Source organism: Streptomyces sp. NPDC057002 (assembly GCF_042673825.1).
In the GTDB taxonomy this organism is placed as follows: Bacteria; Actinomycetota; Actinomycetes; order Streptomycetales; family Streptomycetaceae; genus Streptomyces.
On sequence record NZ_JBHURZ010000003.1, the window covers coordinates 258,288 to 274,855 of the forward strand.

The 16,568-nt window shown below is 70.5% G+C and carries 17 protein-coding genes and 1 tRNA gene; 11 read left to right on the top strand and 7 right to left on the bottom strand.

Annotated elements, in window-relative coordinates:
- From ACFT32_RS15570 to ACFT32_RS15605, 8 genes are all read left to right on the top strand, one after another.
- Entirely contained in the window at positions 1-663 is a 663-nt protein-coding gene (locus tag ACFT32_RS15570) for a NuoI/complex I 23 kDa subunit family protein (RefSeq protein ID WP_382489276.1), read from the top strand.
- A complete protein-coding gene (locus tag ACFT32_RS15575; protein ID WP_382489277.1) occupies positions 660-1,364 on the top strand; it encodes an NADH-quinone oxidoreductase subunit J in 705 nt (234 codons plus the stop codon). Before ACFT32_RS15570 ends, ACFT32_RS15575 begins: the two co-directional genes overlap by 4 nt.
- On the top strand, positions 1,364-1,765 hold the full coding sequence (gene nuoK / locus ACFT32_RS15580) for an NADH-quinone oxidoreductase subunit NuoK (RefSeq protein WP_382489279.1): 402 nt from the start codon (positions 1,364-1,366) through the stop codon (positions 1,763-1,765). The genes ACFT32_RS15575 and nuoK overlap by 1 nt, the downstream gene beginning before the upstream one ends.
- Entirely contained in the window at positions 1,762-3,756 is a 1,995-nt protein-coding gene (locus tag ACFT32_RS15585; protein ID WP_382489281.1) for an NADH-quinone oxidoreductase subunit L, read from the top strand. Before nuoK ends, ACFT32_RS15585 begins: the two co-directional genes overlap by 4 nt.
- Positions 3,757-3,762: 6 nt before the next feature.
- Positions 3,763-5,337, top strand: coding sequence for a NuoM family protein (locus tag ACFT32_RS15590; RefSeq protein WP_382489283.1), 1,575 nt, complete (start codon positions 3,763-3,765; stop codon positions 5,335-5,337).
- A complete protein-coding gene (locus ACFT32_RS15595) occupies positions 5,334-6,857 on the top strand; it encodes an NADH-quinone oxidoreductase subunit N (RefSeq protein ID WP_382489285.1) in 1,524 nt (507 codons plus the stop codon). Before ACFT32_RS15590 ends, ACFT32_RS15595 begins: the two co-directional genes overlap by 4 nt.
- A gap of 238 nt (positions 6,858-7,095) precedes the next feature.
- Positions 7,096-7,959: a zinc metalloprotease HtpX gene (gene htpX, locus ACFT32_RS15600; protein ID WP_382489286.1), complete on the top strand. Its 864-nt coding sequence runs from the start codon at positions 7,096-7,098 to the stop codon at positions 7,957-7,959.
- Positions 7,956-8,348 carry a YccF domain-containing protein gene (locus tag ACFT32_RS15605; RefSeq protein ID WP_376386682.1) on the top strand — a complete coding sequence of 131 codons (393 nt, stop codon included), beginning with the start codon at positions 7,956-7,958 and terminating at the stop codon, positions 8,346-8,348. Before htpX ends, ACFT32_RS15605 begins: the two co-directional genes overlap by 4 nt.
- 182 nt (positions 8,349-8,530) lie before the next feature.
- Here the strand turns inward: ACFT32_RS15605 and ACFT32_RS15610 are convergent, their stop codons facing one another.
- Positions 8,531-9,802 (bottom strand): APC family permease, encoded by a 1,272-nt coding sequence (locus ACFT32_RS15610; RefSeq protein ID WP_382489289.1) that lies wholly within the window; start codon positions 9,800-9,802, stop codon positions 8,531-8,533.
- 193 nt (positions 9,803-9,995) lie between these two features.
- On the opposite strand from ACFT32_RS15610, the gene ACFT32_RS15615 reads away from it, so the two are divergent.
- Positions 9,996-10,262: a GlsB/YeaQ/YmgE family stress response membrane protein gene (locus tag ACFT32_RS15615; protein WP_382489290.1), complete on the top strand. Its 267-nt coding sequence runs from the start codon at positions 9,996-9,998 to the stop codon at positions 10,260-10,262.
- Positions 10,263-10,367: 105 nt separating this feature from the next.
- Here ACFT32_RS15615 and ACFT32_RS15620 read toward each other — a convergent pair whose 3' ends face one another.
- On the bottom strand, positions 10,368-10,856 hold the full coding sequence (locus tag ACFT32_RS15620; protein WP_382489292.1) for a YajQ family cyclic di-GMP-binding protein: 489 nt from the start codon (positions 10,854-10,856) through the stop codon (positions 10,368-10,370).
- 221 nt (positions 10,857-11,077) lie between these two features.
- Here ACFT32_RS15620 and ACFT32_RS15625 point away from each other — a divergent pair.
- Positions 11,078-11,159, top strand: a tRNA-Tyr gene (locus ACFT32_RS15625).
- 245 nt (positions 11,160-11,404) lie between these two features.
- Here ACFT32_RS15625 and ACFT32_RS15630 read toward each other — a convergent pair.
- From ACFT32_RS15630 to ACFT32_RS15645, 4 genes are all read right to left on the bottom strand, one after another.
- Positions 11,405-11,797, bottom strand: a complete 393-nt coding sequence (locus ACFT32_RS15630; protein WP_382489294.1) for a hypothetical protein — start codon at positions 11,795-11,797, stop codon at positions 11,405-11,407.
- Positions 11,776-12,096, bottom strand: coding sequence for a class I SAM-dependent methyltransferase (locus ACFT32_RS15635; RefSeq protein WP_382489295.1), 321 nt, complete (start codon positions 12,094-12,096; stop codon positions 11,776-11,778). The genes ACFT32_RS15630 and ACFT32_RS15635 overlap by 22 nt, the downstream gene beginning before the upstream one ends.
- Positions 12,097-12,135: 39 nt before the next feature.
- Positions 12,136-12,324, bottom strand: a complete 189-nt coding sequence (locus tag ACFT32_RS15640; RefSeq protein ID WP_382489297.1) for a hypothetical protein — start codon at positions 12,322-12,324, stop codon at positions 12,136-12,138.
- Between the two features lie 631 nt (positions 12,325-12,955).
- A complete protein-coding gene (locus ACFT32_RS15645) occupies positions 12,956-15,349 on the bottom strand; it encodes an MFS transporter (protein WP_382489299.1) in 2,394 nt (797 codons plus the stop codon).
- A gap of 220 nt (positions 15,350-15,569) precedes the next feature.
- Between ACFT32_RS15645 and ACFT32_RS15650 the strand changes: the two genes are divergently transcribed.
- Positions 15,570-15,782, top strand: a complete 213-nt coding sequence (locus ACFT32_RS15650; protein ID WP_382489301.1) for a hypothetical protein — start codon at positions 15,570-15,572, stop codon at positions 15,780-15,782.
- Between the two features lie 21 nt (positions 15,783-15,803).
- Here ACFT32_RS15650 and ACFT32_RS15655 read toward each other — a convergent pair whose 3' ends face one another.
- Positions 15,804-16,460 (bottom strand): NAD(P)H-binding protein, encoded by a 657-nt coding sequence (locus tag ACFT32_RS15655; protein WP_382489302.1) that lies wholly within the window; start codon positions 16,458-16,460, stop codon positions 15,804-15,806.
- Between the last annotated feature and the right edge of the window lie 108 nt (positions 16,461-16,568).

Sequence of the window (16,568 nt, forward strand, 5' to 3'; positions counted from 1 at the left end):
ATGGCCCCCATCCCCGGCTCCGGCCTCGCCAAGGGCCTGGCCGTCACCCTCCGCACGATGACGAAGAAGTCCGTCACCGCGCAGTACCCGGACGCCCAGCCCGACCTCCCGCCCCGCACCCGCGGTGTGATCGGCCTGTTCGAGGAGAACTGCACGGTCTGCATGCTCTGCGCCCGCGAGTGCCCGGACTGGTGCATCTACATCGACTCCCACAAGGAGACGGTCCCGGCGGCGACCCCCGGCGGCCGCGAACGCAGCCGCAACGTCCTCGACCGCTTCGCCATCGACTTCGCCCTGTGCATGTACTGCGGTATCTGCATCGAGGTCTGTCCTTTCGACGCCCTGTTCTGGTCACCGGAGTTCGAGTACGCCGAGACCGACATCCACGACCTCACCCACGAGCGCGACAAGCTCCGCGAGTGGATGTGGACCGTCCCGGCCCCGCCGGCCCTCGACCCCGCCGCGGAGGAGCCGAAGGAAGTCGCCACCGCCCGCAAGACCGCCGAGAAGCTCGCGGCCCAGCAGCAGCCCGCACCCACCGAGTCCGCCGCCGACGAGCAGGCCCGCGCGGCGGAGGCCCCCACCCGCCCGGCAGGCGAGTCCCGGCAGCAGACCGACCAGCCGAGGCAGCGGCCCGCGGACCGGCAGGAGGGACAGGAATGACCCTGGCCGCAGCCGCCACGACAGCGGCACAAGCCACCACCAGAGCAGCGCATGCCACCACCACGGCCGCCGAGAGCCACGGCTTCCTCTCCCCGACCGGCGTCGAGATCGCATTCCTCCTCGTCGGCCTGGTCACCTTCGGCGCCGCGATCGTCACCGTCACCACCCGGCAGCTGGTGCACGCGGCCCTATGGCTGGTGGTGACCCTCGGCGGCCTGGCCGTCGAGTACCTCCTGCTCACCGCCGAGTTCATCGCCTGGGTGCAGGTCCTCATCTACGTCGGATCCGTCGTCGTCCTCCTCCTGTTCGGACTGATGCTCACCAGGGCCCCGATCGGCCGCTCCCCGGACGCCGACTCCGGCAACCGCTGGGCCGCCCTCACCGTGGCCCTCGCCGCGGCCGCCGCCCTGGTCTGGGTCGTCGTCGACGCCTTCCGCACGACCTGGATCGACCTGGACGGCCCCGCCGCCGGTTCCACCGAGGCCACCGGCGCCAGCCTCTTCCAGAACTGGGTCCTCCCCTTCGAGGCCCTCTCCGTCCTCCTCCTCGCCGCCCTGGTCGGTGCGATCGTCCTGTCCCGCAAGGCGAAGGCCGACGCGGCACCCGCGCCCGACAGCGCCCCGGCCGAGGGCACCTCGGCCGGCCACAGCGAAAAGGACCGGAGCGAAAAGGGCCGCAGCCAGAGGGAGAGCACCCGCTGATGCACCTCGCCTACCCCGCCGTCCTCTCCGCCCTCCTCTTCTGCACGGGCCTCTACGGCGTCCTCGCCCGACGCAACGCGATCCTGGTACTGATGTCGGTCGAGCTGATGCTCAACGCCGTCAACCTCAACCTGGTCGCCTTCGACGTCTGGCTCAGCAAGACCGCCGAGGAGACCCTGCACTCCGGCCAGGCCCTGACCCTGTTCACCATCGCCATCGCCGCCGCCGAGATCGGCATCGGCCTGGCGATCGTCCTCGCCGTCCACCGCAACCGCGGCACCGCGGACATCGACAAGCTCCGCGACACCGCCGAACGGCACGGCCCAGACGACGACAGCGACCACGACGCCCTCACGGCCGAGCAGTCCGACGAGGCCCAGAAGGCTGAGGCCACCGCGTGACCACGACCACCCTCGCCGTCCTCGTCCCCCTCCTTCCGTTCCTCGGCGCCGCCGCCGGCCTGCTCCTGGGCCGCACGGCACCCGGCTTCGTCCGCCCGCTCGCCGTCCTGCCGACCCTCGCCTCCCTGGTGCTCGCCGCGCTGGTCGCCGCACGGCAGGGCGGTGACACGGCCGTCAACGCGGCCACGGAACTCACCCCGACCGGCTCGGTCCCGATCGAACTCGCCCTGCACATCGACGGCTTCGCCGCCCTCGTCGCCGTCGTGGTCGGTTTCGTCGCCACCTGCGTGCAGATCTACTCGACGGGCTATCTGCGCGAGGACCCGCGCTACCCCTCGTACGCCGCTCTCGTCTCCCTGTTCACCTCCGCGATGTTCCTGGTCGTCTACTCCGGCGACCTGATCGTGCTCCTGGTCGGCTGGGAAGTCATGGGCATCTGCTCCTACTTCCTGGTCGGCCACTACTGGGAGACCCCCGAAGCCCGCGCCGCCTCCCTCAAGGCCTTCCTGGTCACCAAGCTCGGCGACGTCCCCTTCCTCATCGGCCTGTTCGCCCTCGCCACCGACGCCGGCTCCTTCCGCATCACGAAGGTCCTCGGCGCCGTCGCCAGCGGCTCACTCGACCACCCGACGCTGATCGCGCTGCTGCTGCTCGCGGGCGTCGCGGGCAAGTCGGCGCAGTTCCCGCTGCACACCTGGCTCCCCGACGCGATGGCGGGCCCGACCCCCGTCTCCGCGCTGATCCACGCCGCGACGATGGTCGCCGCCGGTGTCTACTTCATCGCCCGTCTCCTCCCGGTCTTCGAGGCCTCCCAGGCCGCGATGGTCGTCCTCGCCGTCATGGCCGCAGTCACGATGGCCGGCTCGGCGCTCGCCGCGCTCGCCCAGGACGACATCAAGCGCGTCCTCGCCTACTCGACGATCGGCCAGCTCGGCTACATGACCGGCGCCCTCGCCGTCGGCGACCGCGGAGCCGCCGTCTTCCACCTCCTGTCCCACGGCGCCTTCAAGGCGCTGCTGTTCCTCGCGGCCGGCGTGATCATCCACGCCGCCGGCACCAACTCGCTCGCCGCGATGTCCCGCATGCGGAACCTGCGCGACCGCGTCCCCGACGCCTACTGGACGATGACCGTGGCGCTGCTCGCGCTCGCCGCGATCCCGCCCTTCAGCGGCTTCTTCTCCAAGGAGGCCGTCCTCGGCGTCGCCGAACACGTCGTCACCGGACACACCGAGCACGCCCCCGCCGCCGCGGGCTGGATCGTCCTCGTCGCCGGCCTGCTCACGGCCCTGCTCACCGCCGCCTACGCGATGCGCCTGTGGCTGCTCGCCTTCCGGGGCCGGGGCACCGAAGCCCCCGACCACGGCAAGGAGCCGCTGACGATGACCGTCGTGCTGTGGGTCCTGGCCGTCCCGTCCCTGGCCCTCGGCGGATTCGCGTTCCGCCTGCTGCCCGACTGGTTCGACGGCCGTGACCTCGGCCCGACCCTCACCACCTCCGTGCTCGGCACGGGCGTGGCCCTGGTCGGCGGCATCGTCACCTACGGCGCCTGGCGGCACACCACCGCGCTCGCGGCCCGTGTCCCGCTCGGCGCGGTCGCCGCCCACCCCGAGGGCGACGCCGCCCGGGTAGAGGCGGAAGCCATCGCCACCCACGAGCCGGCCTACGGCGACATCGCCTACGCGCCCGACCCCTCCGACCCGGGACGGCTCCTGCTCGGCCCCCTGCACCGGCACGCGGCCGCCGGCTTCCACCTGGACGCCGTGTACACGGCACTCTTCGTCCGCCCGGTCCAGGCCGGAGCGAGCCTCGTCCGGTTCCTCGACCGCGAGGTCGTCGAGACCTACGTACGCGGTGCGGGTGCGCTGCCCCGCTGGCTCGGCGCCGCCGTACGACGCGCCCAGACCGGCAACGTCCAGACCTATGTGAGCGCGCTGCTCGCCGGCACCGTCGTCCTCGCGGTCGCCGCCGTCCTCGTCGCCACGGGAGCGTGAGCAGGCGTGATCGATATCAACGAGTCCGTGATGCAGGTCCTTCTGGCGTTCATCGTCGTCGGCCCGCTCCTCGGCGCCGCCGCGGCTCTCCTGCCGGCTCCGCCCGGGCTGAAGGGGAAGTCACCCGAGCAGGCGGTGCTCCGGCACGGCGTCACCGTCACCGGCGCGGTCCTCATCGCGGCCATCGTCCTCGCGCTCGGCTTCGACCACGACCAGCCGTCGAAGATGCAGGCCAGCACGGACATCAGCTGGATCCCCGCACTCGACGTACGCATCCACCTCGGCATCGACGGCATCTCCCTCCCCCTTCTGGTCCTGACCGCGCTGCTGACCTTCCTCTGCGCGCTCTACTCGTACTTCAAGATGCCGGAAGGCCCGACCCCGAAGGCCTTCGTCGCCCTGCTGCTCGTCCTCGAGTCCGGCACCCTCGCGACCTTCGCCGTCCTCGACCTGCTGCTGTTCTTCCTCGCCTTCGAGATGGTCCTCATCCCGATGTACTTCCTCATCGCCCGCTGGGGCGGTGAGGGCCGGAGCCAGGCCGCCTGGCGGTTCATCCTCTACACGCTGCTCGGCTCCGTGGTCATGCTGCTCGGCCTGCTCCTGATCGGGCTCAAGGCGGGCACGTTCGACATGATGGCACTCGCCACTGACAACGGCCGGTCGCTGAGCACATCAGTGCAGGTCATCGCCGTTTTGTCGATCGGGATCGGCCTCGCGGTCAAGACGCCGATGTGGCCGCTGCACAGCTGGCTGCCCGACGCCCACACCGCCGCGCCGACCGTTGGCTCGGTCCTGCTGGCCGGTGTCCTGCTGAAGATGGGTACGTACGGATTCGTCCGGATTCTGCTGCCCATCACGCCCGACGGCTTCCGCACCTTCGCGCCCTACCTCGCGGCGCTCGCCGTCGTCGGCATCATCTACGGATCCCTGGCCTGCCTGGCCCTCGCCAAGCAGGGCGCGAAGGGCGATCTCAAGCGCCTCATCGCCTACTCGTCCGTCGGTCACATGGGCTTCGTCCTGCTCGGCATCGCGACCATGACCCCGACCGGCGTGAACGGCGCCCTCTTCGCCAACATCGCCCACGGCCTCATCACCGGCCTCCTCTTCTTCCTGGTCGGAGCGCTGAAGGACCGCACCGGCACCACCGACCTCGACACCCTCGCCGAGGAGACCGGAGCCGCCCTCTATGGCAAGGCCCCGCGCCTCGGCGGCCTGCTCGCCTTCGCCGCGGTCGCCTCGCTCGGCCTGCCGGGCCTGGCCGGATTCTGGGGCGAGATGCTGGCCCTGTTCGGAGCGTTCCAGCCCGCCGCAGGCCTCAGCCGTCCCGCCTTCCTCACTTTCATGGTGATCGCCGCGTTCGGCACCCTGCTGACGGCCGCGTACCTGCTGATCGTGGTCCGCCGCGTCTGCATGGGTGCCCTGCCTCAGGACGCTCCGAAGCTGACCGACGTGCGCTCGTACGAGTTCGCGGCCTGGACCCCGCTCGTCGCCCTCACCGTCGTCGCGGGCCTGTGGCCCAAGGCCCTCCTCGGCCTGAGCGATCCGGCCGTCCAGCAGCTCCTCGCAGGAGGCAACCGATGAGCTCCCCGGCCCAGCCCCTGGCCGCGTCGCTGGTCCAGTCCGTCGACTGGCTCGCGATCGCGCCGCCCACCATCGCCGCGGTCGTCGGCCTCGTCGTCCTGGTCGCCGACCTGTTCGTCGCCGAGCACCGGAAGACGCTGCTCGGCTGGACATCGGTGGCGGGCCTGGCCGCCGCCACCCTGATGCTGCTGCCCCTCCTGGACGGCGACCGCAGCACCTTCTGCCTGACCAGCGACGCCGCTGTCTGCAGCTACACCGCCGACCGCTTCACCCTGGTCATCCAGTTCCTGGTCCTCGGCGGAGCACTCCTCACCGCCCTTCTGTCGGTCACCGCCCTGAAGGACGGCCGCAAGGAGCTCCCCGAAGGGGAGTACTGGTTCCTGCTGCTCTCCTCCGCGGCCGGCGCCGCCCTCCTGCCCGCCTCCCGCGACCTGGCGACCCTGATCGTCGCCCTAGAGGTCGCCTCCCTGCCCGCCTTCGCGCTGGTCGGCCTGAAGTACGGCGACCGGAAGTCCTCCGAAGCGGCCCTGAAGTTCTTCCTGTCCTCGGTCACCGCGACCGCGGTCAGCCTCATGGGCATCAGCTTCCTGTACGCCTCCACGGGCACCCTCTACCTCACCCAGGTCGCCGACCGCATCCAGAACGTCGACGGACAGCTCCACACACTCGCCCAGACCGGCGTCGTCCTCACCCTCGTCGGCTTCGCCTTCAAGACTGCCGCCGTGCCCTTCCACTTCTGGGTGCCCGACACCTACGTGGGGGCGCCGCTGCCCATCGCCGCCTACCTGTCGGTCATCGGCAAGGCGGTCGGCTTCAGCGGCCTGATCCTCGTCACGGTCGTGGCCCTCCCGTCGTACGCCGACCTCTGGGGCCCGGCCCTGGCGGTCCTGGCCGCGCTCACCATGACCGTGGGCAACGTCGGAGCCCTGCGCCAGCAGGCCACGCGCGCGTACAGCGCGGTCCGCCTGCTCGCCTGGTCGTCCGTCGGCCAGGCCGGCTACCTGCTCGTACCGATCGCCGCCGCCGCGTACTCCGGGGACGCCGAGAAGTCGGTCGGCTCCACCGTCGCCTACGCCCTGATGTACGGCGCCGTGAACCTCGGTGCCTTCGCCGTGGCCGCGCTCGTCGGCCGGACGAGGCTCCTCAACCGCGTCGCCGACTACCGCGGCCTGTACGCGTCGAGCCCCCTGTCCGCCCTGCTCCTCGCGTTCTTCCTGCTCTGCCTCGCCGGACTGCCGCCGGGCATCATCGGCCTCTTCGCCAAGGTCACCGTCTTCGCGGCGGCCGTCGACGCGGGCCTCGGCTGGCTGGCCGTGATCATGGCCGTCAACGTCGTCATCGCGCTGTTCTACTACCTCCAGTGGACGACCCTGCTCTTCCGCGCTCCCGAGGGCGAGCCCGTAAAGCACCGAGTCCCGGCCCCTCTCACCGCCGCGATCGCCCTGACCGGCGTCCTCGGCATCGCCCTGTCCGGGGCACCCCAGCTCGTCCTGCGGTTCACCGACACCGCCCTCTTCTGAAGGATCAGCCGCTTTCGCCACGCGCGCGTGGGGCACCCGCCTCCCCACGCGCGCGTGCCGCTTCCCGCGCCGTTCACCCGGACGGCCCATACGCGCCGCCGCACGCACAAGGGAACTAGTGCCCCCCGCCTGGCGTTGACCAGTACGGGAGGGTCCACTGGACGTGACACCACGGCACCAGTGGCACCGCAGATCACCGAGCAAGGGTCCCCCTGCCGCACCACTTGGAGGGCGTACCGTGCACCGCCGGCACAACGGGCTCAGGACCGCAGTCCTCCTCGGGGGACTGTCCGCCCTCATCATCGTCATCGGCAGCTTTTTCGGCCGCATGGGGCTCGTCATCGCCGTCCTGGTAGCGCTGGCCACCAACGCGTACGCCTACTGGAACAGCGACAAGCTGGCACTGCGCGCGATGCGGGCCCGCCCGGTGAGCGAGTTCGAGGCCCCGGGGCTCTACCGCATGGTCCGCGAGCTCTCCACCCAGGCCCGCCAGCCCATGCCGCGTCTGTACATCTCCCCGACGGAGGCGCCCAACGCATTCGCCACGGGCCGCAACCCGCGCAACGCCGCCGTGTGCTGCACCGAAGGAATCCTGCGCCTCCTGGACGAGCGCGAGCTGCGCGGCGTCATCGGCCACGAGCTCAGCCATGTCTACAACCGCGACATCCTCATCTCGTCGGTCGCCGGTGCCCTCGCCTCCGTGATCATGTTCCTGGTCAACTTCGCCTGGCTGATCCCGATCGGGCGCTCGGACGACGACGACGGCCCCGGCCTGCTCGGCATGCTGCTGATCATGATCCTGGGCCCGCTCGCCGCCTCGCTCATCCAACTGGCCATCAGCCGCTCCCGGGAGTACCAGGCGGACGCCTCCGGCTCCCAGCTCACCGGCGACCCACTCGCCCTGGCCAGCGCCCTGCGCAAGCTCGAACTCGGCACGAAGCAGCTCCCGCTGCCCCCCGAGCCGCGCATCGAGACCGCCAGTCACATGATGATCGCGAACCCGTTTCGCCCCGGCCAGGGCCTCTCGAAGATGTTCTCCACGCATCCGCCGATGGCGGAACGCATCGCCCGGCTAGAGAAGATGGCAGGTGGAAACCAATGAGGACCATTCTCAACGTCATATGGCTCGTCCTGAGCGGCTTCTGGCTGTTCCTCGCCTACATGCTCGCGGGCCTGCTCCTCTGTATCACCATCATCGGCATCCCGTTCGGCATAGCGGCCTTCCGCATCGGCGTCTACGCCCTGTGGCCCTTCGGGTACACGACGGTCGAGCGCCATGACGCGGGCGCGCCGTCCTGCGTGGGCAACGTGCTGTGGCTGGTGCTCGCGGGCTGGTGGCTGACCCTCGGCCACATCGCCACCGGCATCGCCCTGTGCGTCACGATCATCGGCATCCCGCTCGGCATCGCCAACTTCAAGCTCATCCCGGTCTCGCTGCTCCCGCTCGGCCGCGACATCGTCCGGACCGACGAGCCGTTCACGGCACGCTGACGGCGGGGTTGCGCAGCCCGCTTTCCACAGGCCAGGGGTTATCCACAGGCCCGCCCGGCTGTCAGCGGCGGCCTGCATGATGAACCCATGACCGCGATCGAGCAGTTGCCGACCCGAGTGACGGCCAAGAGAGCCTGACCAGCAACAGCTGCGAAGCGCCTGCTCCCAACCGCCCCGCAGCCCTACGCCCTCCCCGCCCGAGCCCCCGCCCACCGCCGCACTCCGTACACAACCGCGCCCACCACCAGCACACCCGCTCCCACGGCCACCGACACCGCCGGCAGCGAGAACGCCAGCACCACGCACCCGGCCAGCCCGACTCCCGCCACCACCCGAGCCGCGAGCCCCGCCGAAGTCGATGCCGAACCCAGCGTCCAGGCCGACGCGTTGGCCACGGCGTAGTACGCCAGCACACCGAAGGAGGAGAACCCGATCGCGCCCCGGACATCCACCGTGGCGGCCAGGACCGCGACCACCGCACCCACCGCCAGCTCCGCCCGGTGCGGCACCTGGAACCGCGGATGCACGGCCGCCAGCGCCCCCGGCAGATGCCGGTCCCGGGCCATGGCCAGCGTCGTCCGCGAGACCCCGAGGATCAAAGCCAGCAGGGAGCCCAGCGCGGCCACGGCCGCACCCACCCGCACCACCGGCACGAGCCAGGGCTGCCCGGCCGCCCGCACCGCGTCGGCCAGTGGCGCCGCCGCGTCCACGAGACCGTCCGACCCGAGCACCGAAAGGACAGCCACCGCCACACACGCGTACACCACCAGCGTGATGCCCAACGCCAGCGGAATCGCGCGCGGAATGGTGCGCGCCGGGTCGCGTACCTCCTCACCGAGGGTCGCGATACGGGCGTACCCGGCGAACGCGAAGAACAGCAGGCCGGCCGCCTGAAGCACGCCGCCCACACCGCCCGAGGCCCCGACGTCCAGCCGCCCGGCGTCCGCCGCACCGGACACCAGACACCCGACCACCACGGAAGCGAGGACAGCCAGGACCACCGCCACGATCACCCGCGTCAGCCACGCGGACTTCTGGATCCCGCCGTAGTTCACCGCGGTCAGCGCCACCACGGCCGCGACCGCCACCGCATGCGCCTGCCCCGGCCAGACGTACGTGCCCACGGTGAGCGCCATCGCCGCACAGGAGGCCGTCTTCCCGACCACGAACGACCAGCCCGCGAGATACCCCCAGAACTCCCCGAGCCGCTCACGCCCGTAGACGTACGTACCGCCCGAGGCGGGATACCGGGCGGCGAGGCGAGCCGACGACGTGGCGTTGCAGTAGGCGACCACGGCGGCGACGGCGAGTCCGAGGAGCAGCCCGGACCCGGCAGCATGCGCCGCCGGCGCGAGGGCGGCGAAGATCCCGGCTCCGATCATCGAGCCGAGTCCGATGACCACTGCGTCCCCCACGCCGAGGCTACGGCGCAGTCCGGAACCGGAGACTGTCATGCACCGCACCCTACTGATCAGCGCAACCGGTGGGTGCCGTCAGGGCGTCCTCCCCACCAACACGGCGTGAAAGCGCGCGGCAAGGACGACGCGCGCGGTACGCCCGACGTACGACGCACGGGCACGGCCTGCCGGGAGCAAGATCACATGGCCGGGACAGTGCGGGCACAGCGTGAAAGGGCAGGTTCACGGCATGACCATTATCAGCTGGATCATCCTGGGACTGTTGGCCGGAGCCATCGCGAAGTTCCTGCTGCCGGGGCGCGACCCGGGCGGCTTTATCGGCACGACCCTGATCGGCATCGCGGGCGCGTTCATCGGCGGCTGGATATCGGCCCGCTGGATGGACCACCCGATCACCAAGGACTTCTATGACGGCACGACCTGGGCCGCGGCGATCGGCGGATCGCTCGTCCTCCTGGTCGCCTACCGCCTGCTGTTCGGCAACTCGCGCAGCTGAACGCGCCCACCGACCGCGGCAGGCAGACGAGAAGGGTGGACACCGGCAGGTGCCCACCCTCTCTCGTACCTGTGCAGACCGTGAGCCCCGAGGACCGGACCGGACCTACCGGTAGTTCACGAACTGCAGGGCGAAGTCGTAGTCCTTGTCCTTGAGCAGGGCGATGACGGCCTGCAGATCGTCACGGCTCTTGGAGCTCACCCGCAGCTCCTCGCCCTGCACCTGCGCCTTCACGCCCTTCGGGCCCTCGTCGCGGATGGCCTTCGCCACCTTCTTCGCGTTGTCCTGGGAGATGCCCTCCTTGATCGAAGCGAAGATCTTGTACTCCTTGCCGGAGAGCTGGGGCTCGCCCGCGTCCAGAGCCTTCAGCGAGATGCCGCGCTTGATCAGCTTGGACTGGAAGACGTCGAGGATCGCCTTCACCCGGTCCTCGGAGTTCGCCTCCATGAGGATCTGCTCACCGGACCACGAGATCGAGGCGCCCACGCCCTTGAAGTCGTAGCGCTGCGAGATCTCCTTGGCGGCCTGGTTGAGTGCGTTGTCGACCTCCTGCCGCTCGACCTTCGAGACGATGTCGAAACTGGAGTCGGCCATGTCCTGTGGCTCCTTGTATCGGGGTGCGTATCGTGCGTACCGGCGTACGTGGGCGGCCGCCGGTCCCGTTCAGGTCCCGGGCCGCATCCGGACAAGCCTAGCCACCCCCCGCCCTTCGGGCGCCGATCAATCGGGTGGCGAAGCACCCCTCCACATCAGGTAATGTTTACGTCGTTGCCACGGAGCGCCGCCGAAAAGCGGCTCGAAGGGCAGCTACCCCAGGCGGTGTGCCCGAGCGGCCAAAGGGAGCAGACTGTAAATCTGCCGGCTCAGCCTTCCCAGGTTCGAATCCTGGCGCCGCCACACGGGAACGAAGGGCCCGTGACCTGCGAACACAGCAGGTCACGGGCCCTTCGTCATGCCCGGCCGTAAGGTGGCCAACCCGCTCGGTGGCAACATCAGGCCCCGCATCGGAGCCAAGCCCCATGTGGACGCTGCAGAGCGCCGAAGATCACATGAAGCTGTGACCACGGCTGAAAGCGGCCCGATGGCGGCTCTGCCTCCGACGCACCTCGTGCAGGGGACTGGTGTTGCCCACCGTCCGTCCGTCAGCCGGCGGTGGCCTTCCGGAAGCTGAGCCCAAGGAAGACGGGGATGGTGCTCCACCATCTCTCGAAGTCGGTCCACTCATCCGGCTTCCCGTTCCCCGCGGTGTCCGGGTGCTGCGGCGGCTCCCGCATGTCGTCCAGGTGCATCCCGTGCTGGGCAAAGGCCTTGATGTACCAGCTGACGGGGCGGTGGAAGTACCGGTGCCCGCCGAAGTCCGGATGGATTCGGATCTCGTGCTCGAGGTGGCCGGTGACCTTTCGGTAGCGCTCCTCGGAGACCGGATCCTCCACCCGCTCACGCATGTAGAAAGCGGGATGCGGTATGGAGGCGAGGAAGAGTCCTCCTGGGCGCAGGGCGACGATCGGGTCCCTCAGCAGCCCGTCGAGATCCACGATGCATCGCAGGGAGAACCTGGCGACCACGGCGTCGTATCGGGCATCGACTTGCTCCCGTCGACTCCGACGACCTCTGCACCCTGGTCTGCCAGGGATTGGGCGAGCCAGCCGTGACCGCAGCCGACGTCCAGCACGGACTTGCCGGACAGCGGCCGTAGGCGTTCGTGGAAAGAGTCCGTCAGGTGATGGAAGCTGGACGTGGCGCGATGATCCGCGAGTTCGATGTAGCGGTCGGAGATCCGATCCCAGATCGTGAGGTCCTGCGAGCCCGGGCCGTCGTGCGTGGCGTCTTCCATGGACCCCACCCTTCGCCGTCCCATCCTCATCCGCACGGCTTATCCGGCGGTGCCGACATCGATCTGTCGCAGGGCCCGGTACTGAGCCCGCAGGTCGTGGTGGGTGAGCCAGCTCCCGGTGCTCTCGCGATAGCTGTAGCTGTGATCGGTGACCGGGGCGCCCTGGACCAGCAGGGTGAGGGTTTCGCTCTGGATCTCGGCGAGCCGGTGCACTTCCGAGGGGTGCATCGCGAGGACGTCGCCAGGCCGCAATGTTCACGAGTCCAGCGGTTCCGGCGGACACGCCGGCAGTTTCAGTCCGCGCAGGGAACGGTAACTGTCGTTGCGATAAACGCCGTTCAGCACGATCGACACGAAGGGATAGCGGTGGTTGTGCGGCACCTGGGCGTAGCGCGCACACCTAGTTCCCCCGGCGGGCGGTACTGGTGCAGCCATACCCGTACGTGATGCCCCTGGCCGGCAGTCAGGTTGGCGAGCTTCCACTTGAAGTGAGTGAGGGTCTCGTGCGATCGCCGCTCGACCTCGCCTAACGGTCGGCTCCCCAAGCGAAGATATGGCTCAGAAGTGTGTCGCGGCGGCTGAACGTCTCGTGGAGCAGCCCTTCGAGTGCTCTCATCCATGACCGCCTGCCGTTCCCAGAGATTTCAGGTGGGGCAGGCCCTGCTGGAGCCCGCTGGTCACTCCCGGTGCCGTTGGACGGAGCCCGGTCCGCGCCGGCGCCGGGCTCCCATGCTGCTGCGGACGTTCCACGGAGGGGAGAGGTTGGTCAGGCTTTTACCGGAACGACCGAAAACCGACTCTCCGGACACCGCGAATGATCCGAGGAGCGATGCCCGCGCCGGATCTTGATCATTCGGGACTACTCCCTGCCGTGGGCCAGTTCGATGTCATGGTCGTCCACGCCGGTGCCCGAGACCGACACCGATGCCGCCCGCGGCGGATACCCGGTCGCGATGACCGTGTACGCGCCGGTGTCCAGGTCGGAGAAGGCGTACGCCCCGTCGAGACCGGTCCGGGTCGTGGCGAGCACGTTGCCCGCAGCGTCCACCAGCGTCACCCGCGCGTCGCTCAACGGCGCGCCCCCTCCGCGCACCGTGCCCCGCACCTGCGCGCCGGGCCGCAGCTCGAGCTCCACCCGCGTGGTCCCGGCCCCGCCGATCTCGACGATCTGGGCCAGCGGCCGGTGCTTGGGGGAGTTGACCGCGAGGGTCACCGGGCCCGGGACCAGGTCGGTGACGGTGAACTCGCCCAGCACATCCGTCCGTCCGGTGGCCAGTACGTCCCCGCGGACGTCCGTAACGATGACCACGGCGTCGGCGACGGGCGTCCCGCTGTCCGCCGACCGCACCACACCGGCGAGCCCGCTGGTGCCGCTCAGCAGCACGTCGTACGCCACCGGTTCACCGGCCACGACGATTGTGGAGGCCTGCGGCTGGTAGCCCTCCGCCGAGGCGATCAGGACGTAGGTACCGGCGCCGGGTGCGTCCACGCCGTACGCCCCGTCGCTCCGCGAGACCGACCGCCCGAGCTGCTTGCCGCCGAGCGAGATCAACGTCACCGCGGCCCCGCCGACCGGCACCCGCTCGGCACCCAGGACCCGCCCCCGCACCGGGATCCCGGCACCGGCGGACCCAACCGTCCCAACCTCCGCGGCAACAGGCCTCTCGACGGCCGGTCCCTCGACAGCCGGTCCCTCGACAGCCGGTCCTTCGGCAGCCGGTTCCCCGACAGCCGGCTCAACCAGAGTCGGCCCACCGGCCCCCGGCTTTTCACCGGCCCCCGGCTCCTCACCCTCCCCCAACTCCTCACCCTCCGACGGTTCCACCGCCACCTCCCCCACCCGCTGCCGCGGAATGAACGACGCGACCACGAAGGCGAGCAGCGCGGCCCCGGCCCCGATGGCCAGGACGACCTTGAAACCGTTCTGGGACGGCAGGGCGGTCGGCCCGAAGGGCGTCGTCATCTGGGCCAGGATCACCCCGGCCACCGCGCTGGCCGTCGACGTACCGATGGACCGCATCAGCGTGTTGAGGCTGTTCGCCGCCCCCGTCTCGGAGGCCGGTACCGCGCTCATGATGAGCGCGGGCATCGAACCGTAGGTGAAGCCGATGCCCGCCCCGATGACGCAGGTGACGAGCACGAAGTGCCAGAGCTCGGACATCAGCGCGATGTTCAGCCCGTAACCGGCGGCCACGATGAGGGCGCCGACCATCAGGGTGATCTTCGGGCCCTTGGCCTTGGACAGGGCGGCGGAGACCGGGGCCGTGGCCATCATGACCAGGCCGGACGGAGCCATCGTCAGGCCGGCGACGAGCAGTGACTCACCGAGGCCGTAGCCGGTCGCCTCAGGCAACTGCAAGAGCTGCGGAATGACGAGGGACATCGCGAACATCGCGAACCCGACGGCGATCGAGGCGAGGTTGGTGACCAGCACCTGACGGCGGGCGGTGGTACGCAGGTCGACCAGCGGCTCCCTGACGCGCAGCTCCCACCAGCCCCACACCAGCAGCACGACGACGGCCGCCGCGAACAGACCGAGCGTGGTGCCGCTGCCCCAGCCCCAGTCCGCGCCCTTGGAGATCGCCAGCAGCAGGGACACCAGCCCCGCCGCCATGCCGATGCCGCCGACCAGGTCGAAGCGCCCGCCGGTGCGCACCTGCGACTCCGGCACGATGGCCGGCACCAGCACGAGGGCGACGGCGCCCAGCCCGGCCGAGGCCCAGAACAGGGTGTGCCAGTCGAAGTTGTCCGCGATCAGCGCGGCGGCGGGCAGTCCGAGGGCGCCGCCGACGCCGAGGGATGCGCTCATCAACGCCGTGGCGGAACCGAGTCGTTCGGTGGGCAGCTCGTCCCGCATGATGCTGATGCCGAGGGGGATCACGCCGGACGCGAGGCCCTGCAGTGCCCGTCCGACGATCATCGGGCCGAGCGTGTCGCTCAGCGCGGCGGTCACCGAGCCGGCCACCAGCATGACGAGGCTGATCAGGAGCATCCGGCGTTTGCCGTACATGTCGCCGAGCCGGCCCGTCACCGGGGTGGCGACGGCCGCGGCGAGCAGCGTGGCGGTGACGGCCCAGGCGGTGTCCGACGCAGGGGCGTTCAGCAGCCGGGGGAGCTCCGGGACGATCGGGATGACCAGGGTCTGCATCAGCGAGACCACGATCCCGCCGAAGGCCAGGGCCGCGACGACGCCGTTGGCCCGTGGCGCCCCGGGCTTCCCGTCGTCGGCGGGTCGGGGAAGGGCGTGGGACATGGCCGGGCCTCCGTAGGGGCGTCAGTCAGGGACAGCGCGACCCGCCAAAGCTAAGTCCATTGATTGACTTAAGCAACCGGAATCGGGTGAGGGTGCGGTGAGCGAAGGAAGAACGCGCGGGGCAGGGGAGGGGGAACGCGCGGACCAAGGGGAGGGGGAGGGGGAGGCGGAGCAGGGGAGGGCAGGCATACACGGGCCGCCCGCGCGGCACACTGGCCCCATGTCCTCCCGCCGCAGAATGTGCCCCGAGTGCCGCCGCGAGATCGCCGTCGTCGCGGGGCGGTACGCGCGCCACGACCCGCCGGGCGCCCGGGAACACGGCGAACTCACCTCGTGCCCCGGCTCCCGTCGTCACGCCCTGCCCGGCGCGGAGCAGCCGTCCCTTGACGGCTACGCGGTGCCCGATTTCCCCGGCCAACTGCCCCTGTTCTAGGGAAACTCCGCCTCGGAAGCGTCAGTTCCCCGCCACCGACTTCACCGCCACGGACACCGGCGCCGGTCCGCTGATCAGCTCCAGGGTGAGTCCGGCCGTCGCGGCGGTGTCCACCAACTCCGCCAGTACGGCGGCCACGTCGTCACGCGGAATCGGCCCGCGGCCCGTGCGCGCCTCCAGGCGGACGAGGCCGGTGCCGGCGTCGTCGGTGAGCTGACCGGGCCGCAGGATCGTCGAGTCCAGGGCGTTCAGGCCGCGCACGTACGCGTCCGCCTCGCCCTTGGCGCGCAGGTACACGTCGAAGATCTCGTCACCCTCGTGCCGCGGGTCGGCGCCCATGGACGACACGACCACGAGGCGCCGTACGCCCGCCTTCACCGCCGCGTCCGCGAAGAGGACCGCCGCGGCCTTGTCCACCGTGTCCTTGCGGGCCGCCCCGCTGCCCGGGCCCGCGCCCGCCGCGAAGACCGCCGCGTCGGCACCCCGCAGCCGCTCCGCGACCTCGTCCACGGACGCCGACTCCAGGTCGAGCACGACCGGTTCGGCACCGGCCTCCCGCAGATCGTCGGCCTGTTCGGCCTTACGGATGATCCCCGCTACCTCGTCCCCGCGCGCGGCGAGCAGCCGCTCCAGCCGCAACGCGATCTGACCATGACCACCAGCGATGACAATGCGCATGCCTTCGACCGTACGCCCGGACGCCCCCATCCGCCGCACGACTTCAGCCACGCCCCCACCGACTCACGCCCCCGCCGACCCACGCCTCCACCGACCTAGACCCCACGA

Coding starts and splice junctions, on each gene's coding strand:
- ACFT32_RS15570 (WP_382489276.1), top strand. CDS start 1: ATGGCCCCCATCCCCGGCTCCGGCCTCGCCAAGGGCCTGGCCGTCACC.
- ACFT32_RS15575 (WP_382489277.1), top strand. CDS start 660: ATGACCCTGGCCGCAGCCGCCACGACAGCGGCACAAGCCACCACCAGA.
- nuoK (WP_382489279.1), top strand. CDS start 1,364: ATGCACCTCGCCTACCCCGCCGTCCTCTCCGCCCTCCTCTTCTGCACG.
- ACFT32_RS15595 (WP_382489285.1), top strand. CDS start 5,334: ATGAGCTCCCCGGCCCAGCCCCTGGCCGCGTCGCTGGTCCAGTCCGTC.
- ACFT32_RS15605 (WP_376386682.1), top strand. CDS start 7,956: ATGAGGACCATTCTCAACGTCATATGGCTCGTCCTGAGCGGCTTCTGG.
- ACFT32_RS15610 (WP_382489289.1), bottom strand. CDS start 9,802: ATGACAGTCTCCGGTTCCGGACTGCGCCGTAGCCTCGGCGTGGGGGAC.
- ACFT32_RS15615 (WP_382489290.1), top strand. CDS start 9,996: ATGACCATTATCAGCTGGATCATCCTGGGACTGTTGGCCGGAGCCATC.
- ACFT32_RS15620 (WP_382489292.1), bottom strand. CDS start 10,856: ATGGCCGACTCCAGTTTCGACATCGTCTCGAAGGTCGAGCGGCAGGAG.
- ACFT32_RS15635 (WP_382489295.1), bottom strand. CDS start 12,096: ATGGAAGACGCCACGCACGACGGCCCGGGCTCGCAGGACCTCACGATC.
- ACFT32_RS15640 (WP_382489297.1), bottom strand. CDS start 12,324: ATGCACCCCTCGGAAGTGCACCGGCTCGCCGAGATCCAGAGCGAAACC.
- ACFT32_RS15645 (WP_382489299.1), bottom strand. CDS start 15,349: ATGTCCCACGCCCTTCCCCGACCCGCCGACGACGGGAAGCCCGGGGCG.
- ACFT32_RS15650 (WP_382489301.1), top strand. CDS start 15,570: ATGTCCTCCCGCCGCAGAATGTGCCCCGAGTGCCGCCGCGAGATCGCC.
- ACFT32_RS15655 (WP_382489302.1), bottom strand. CDS start 16,460: ATGCGCATTGTCATCGCTGGTGGTCATGGTCAGATCGCGTTGCGGCTG.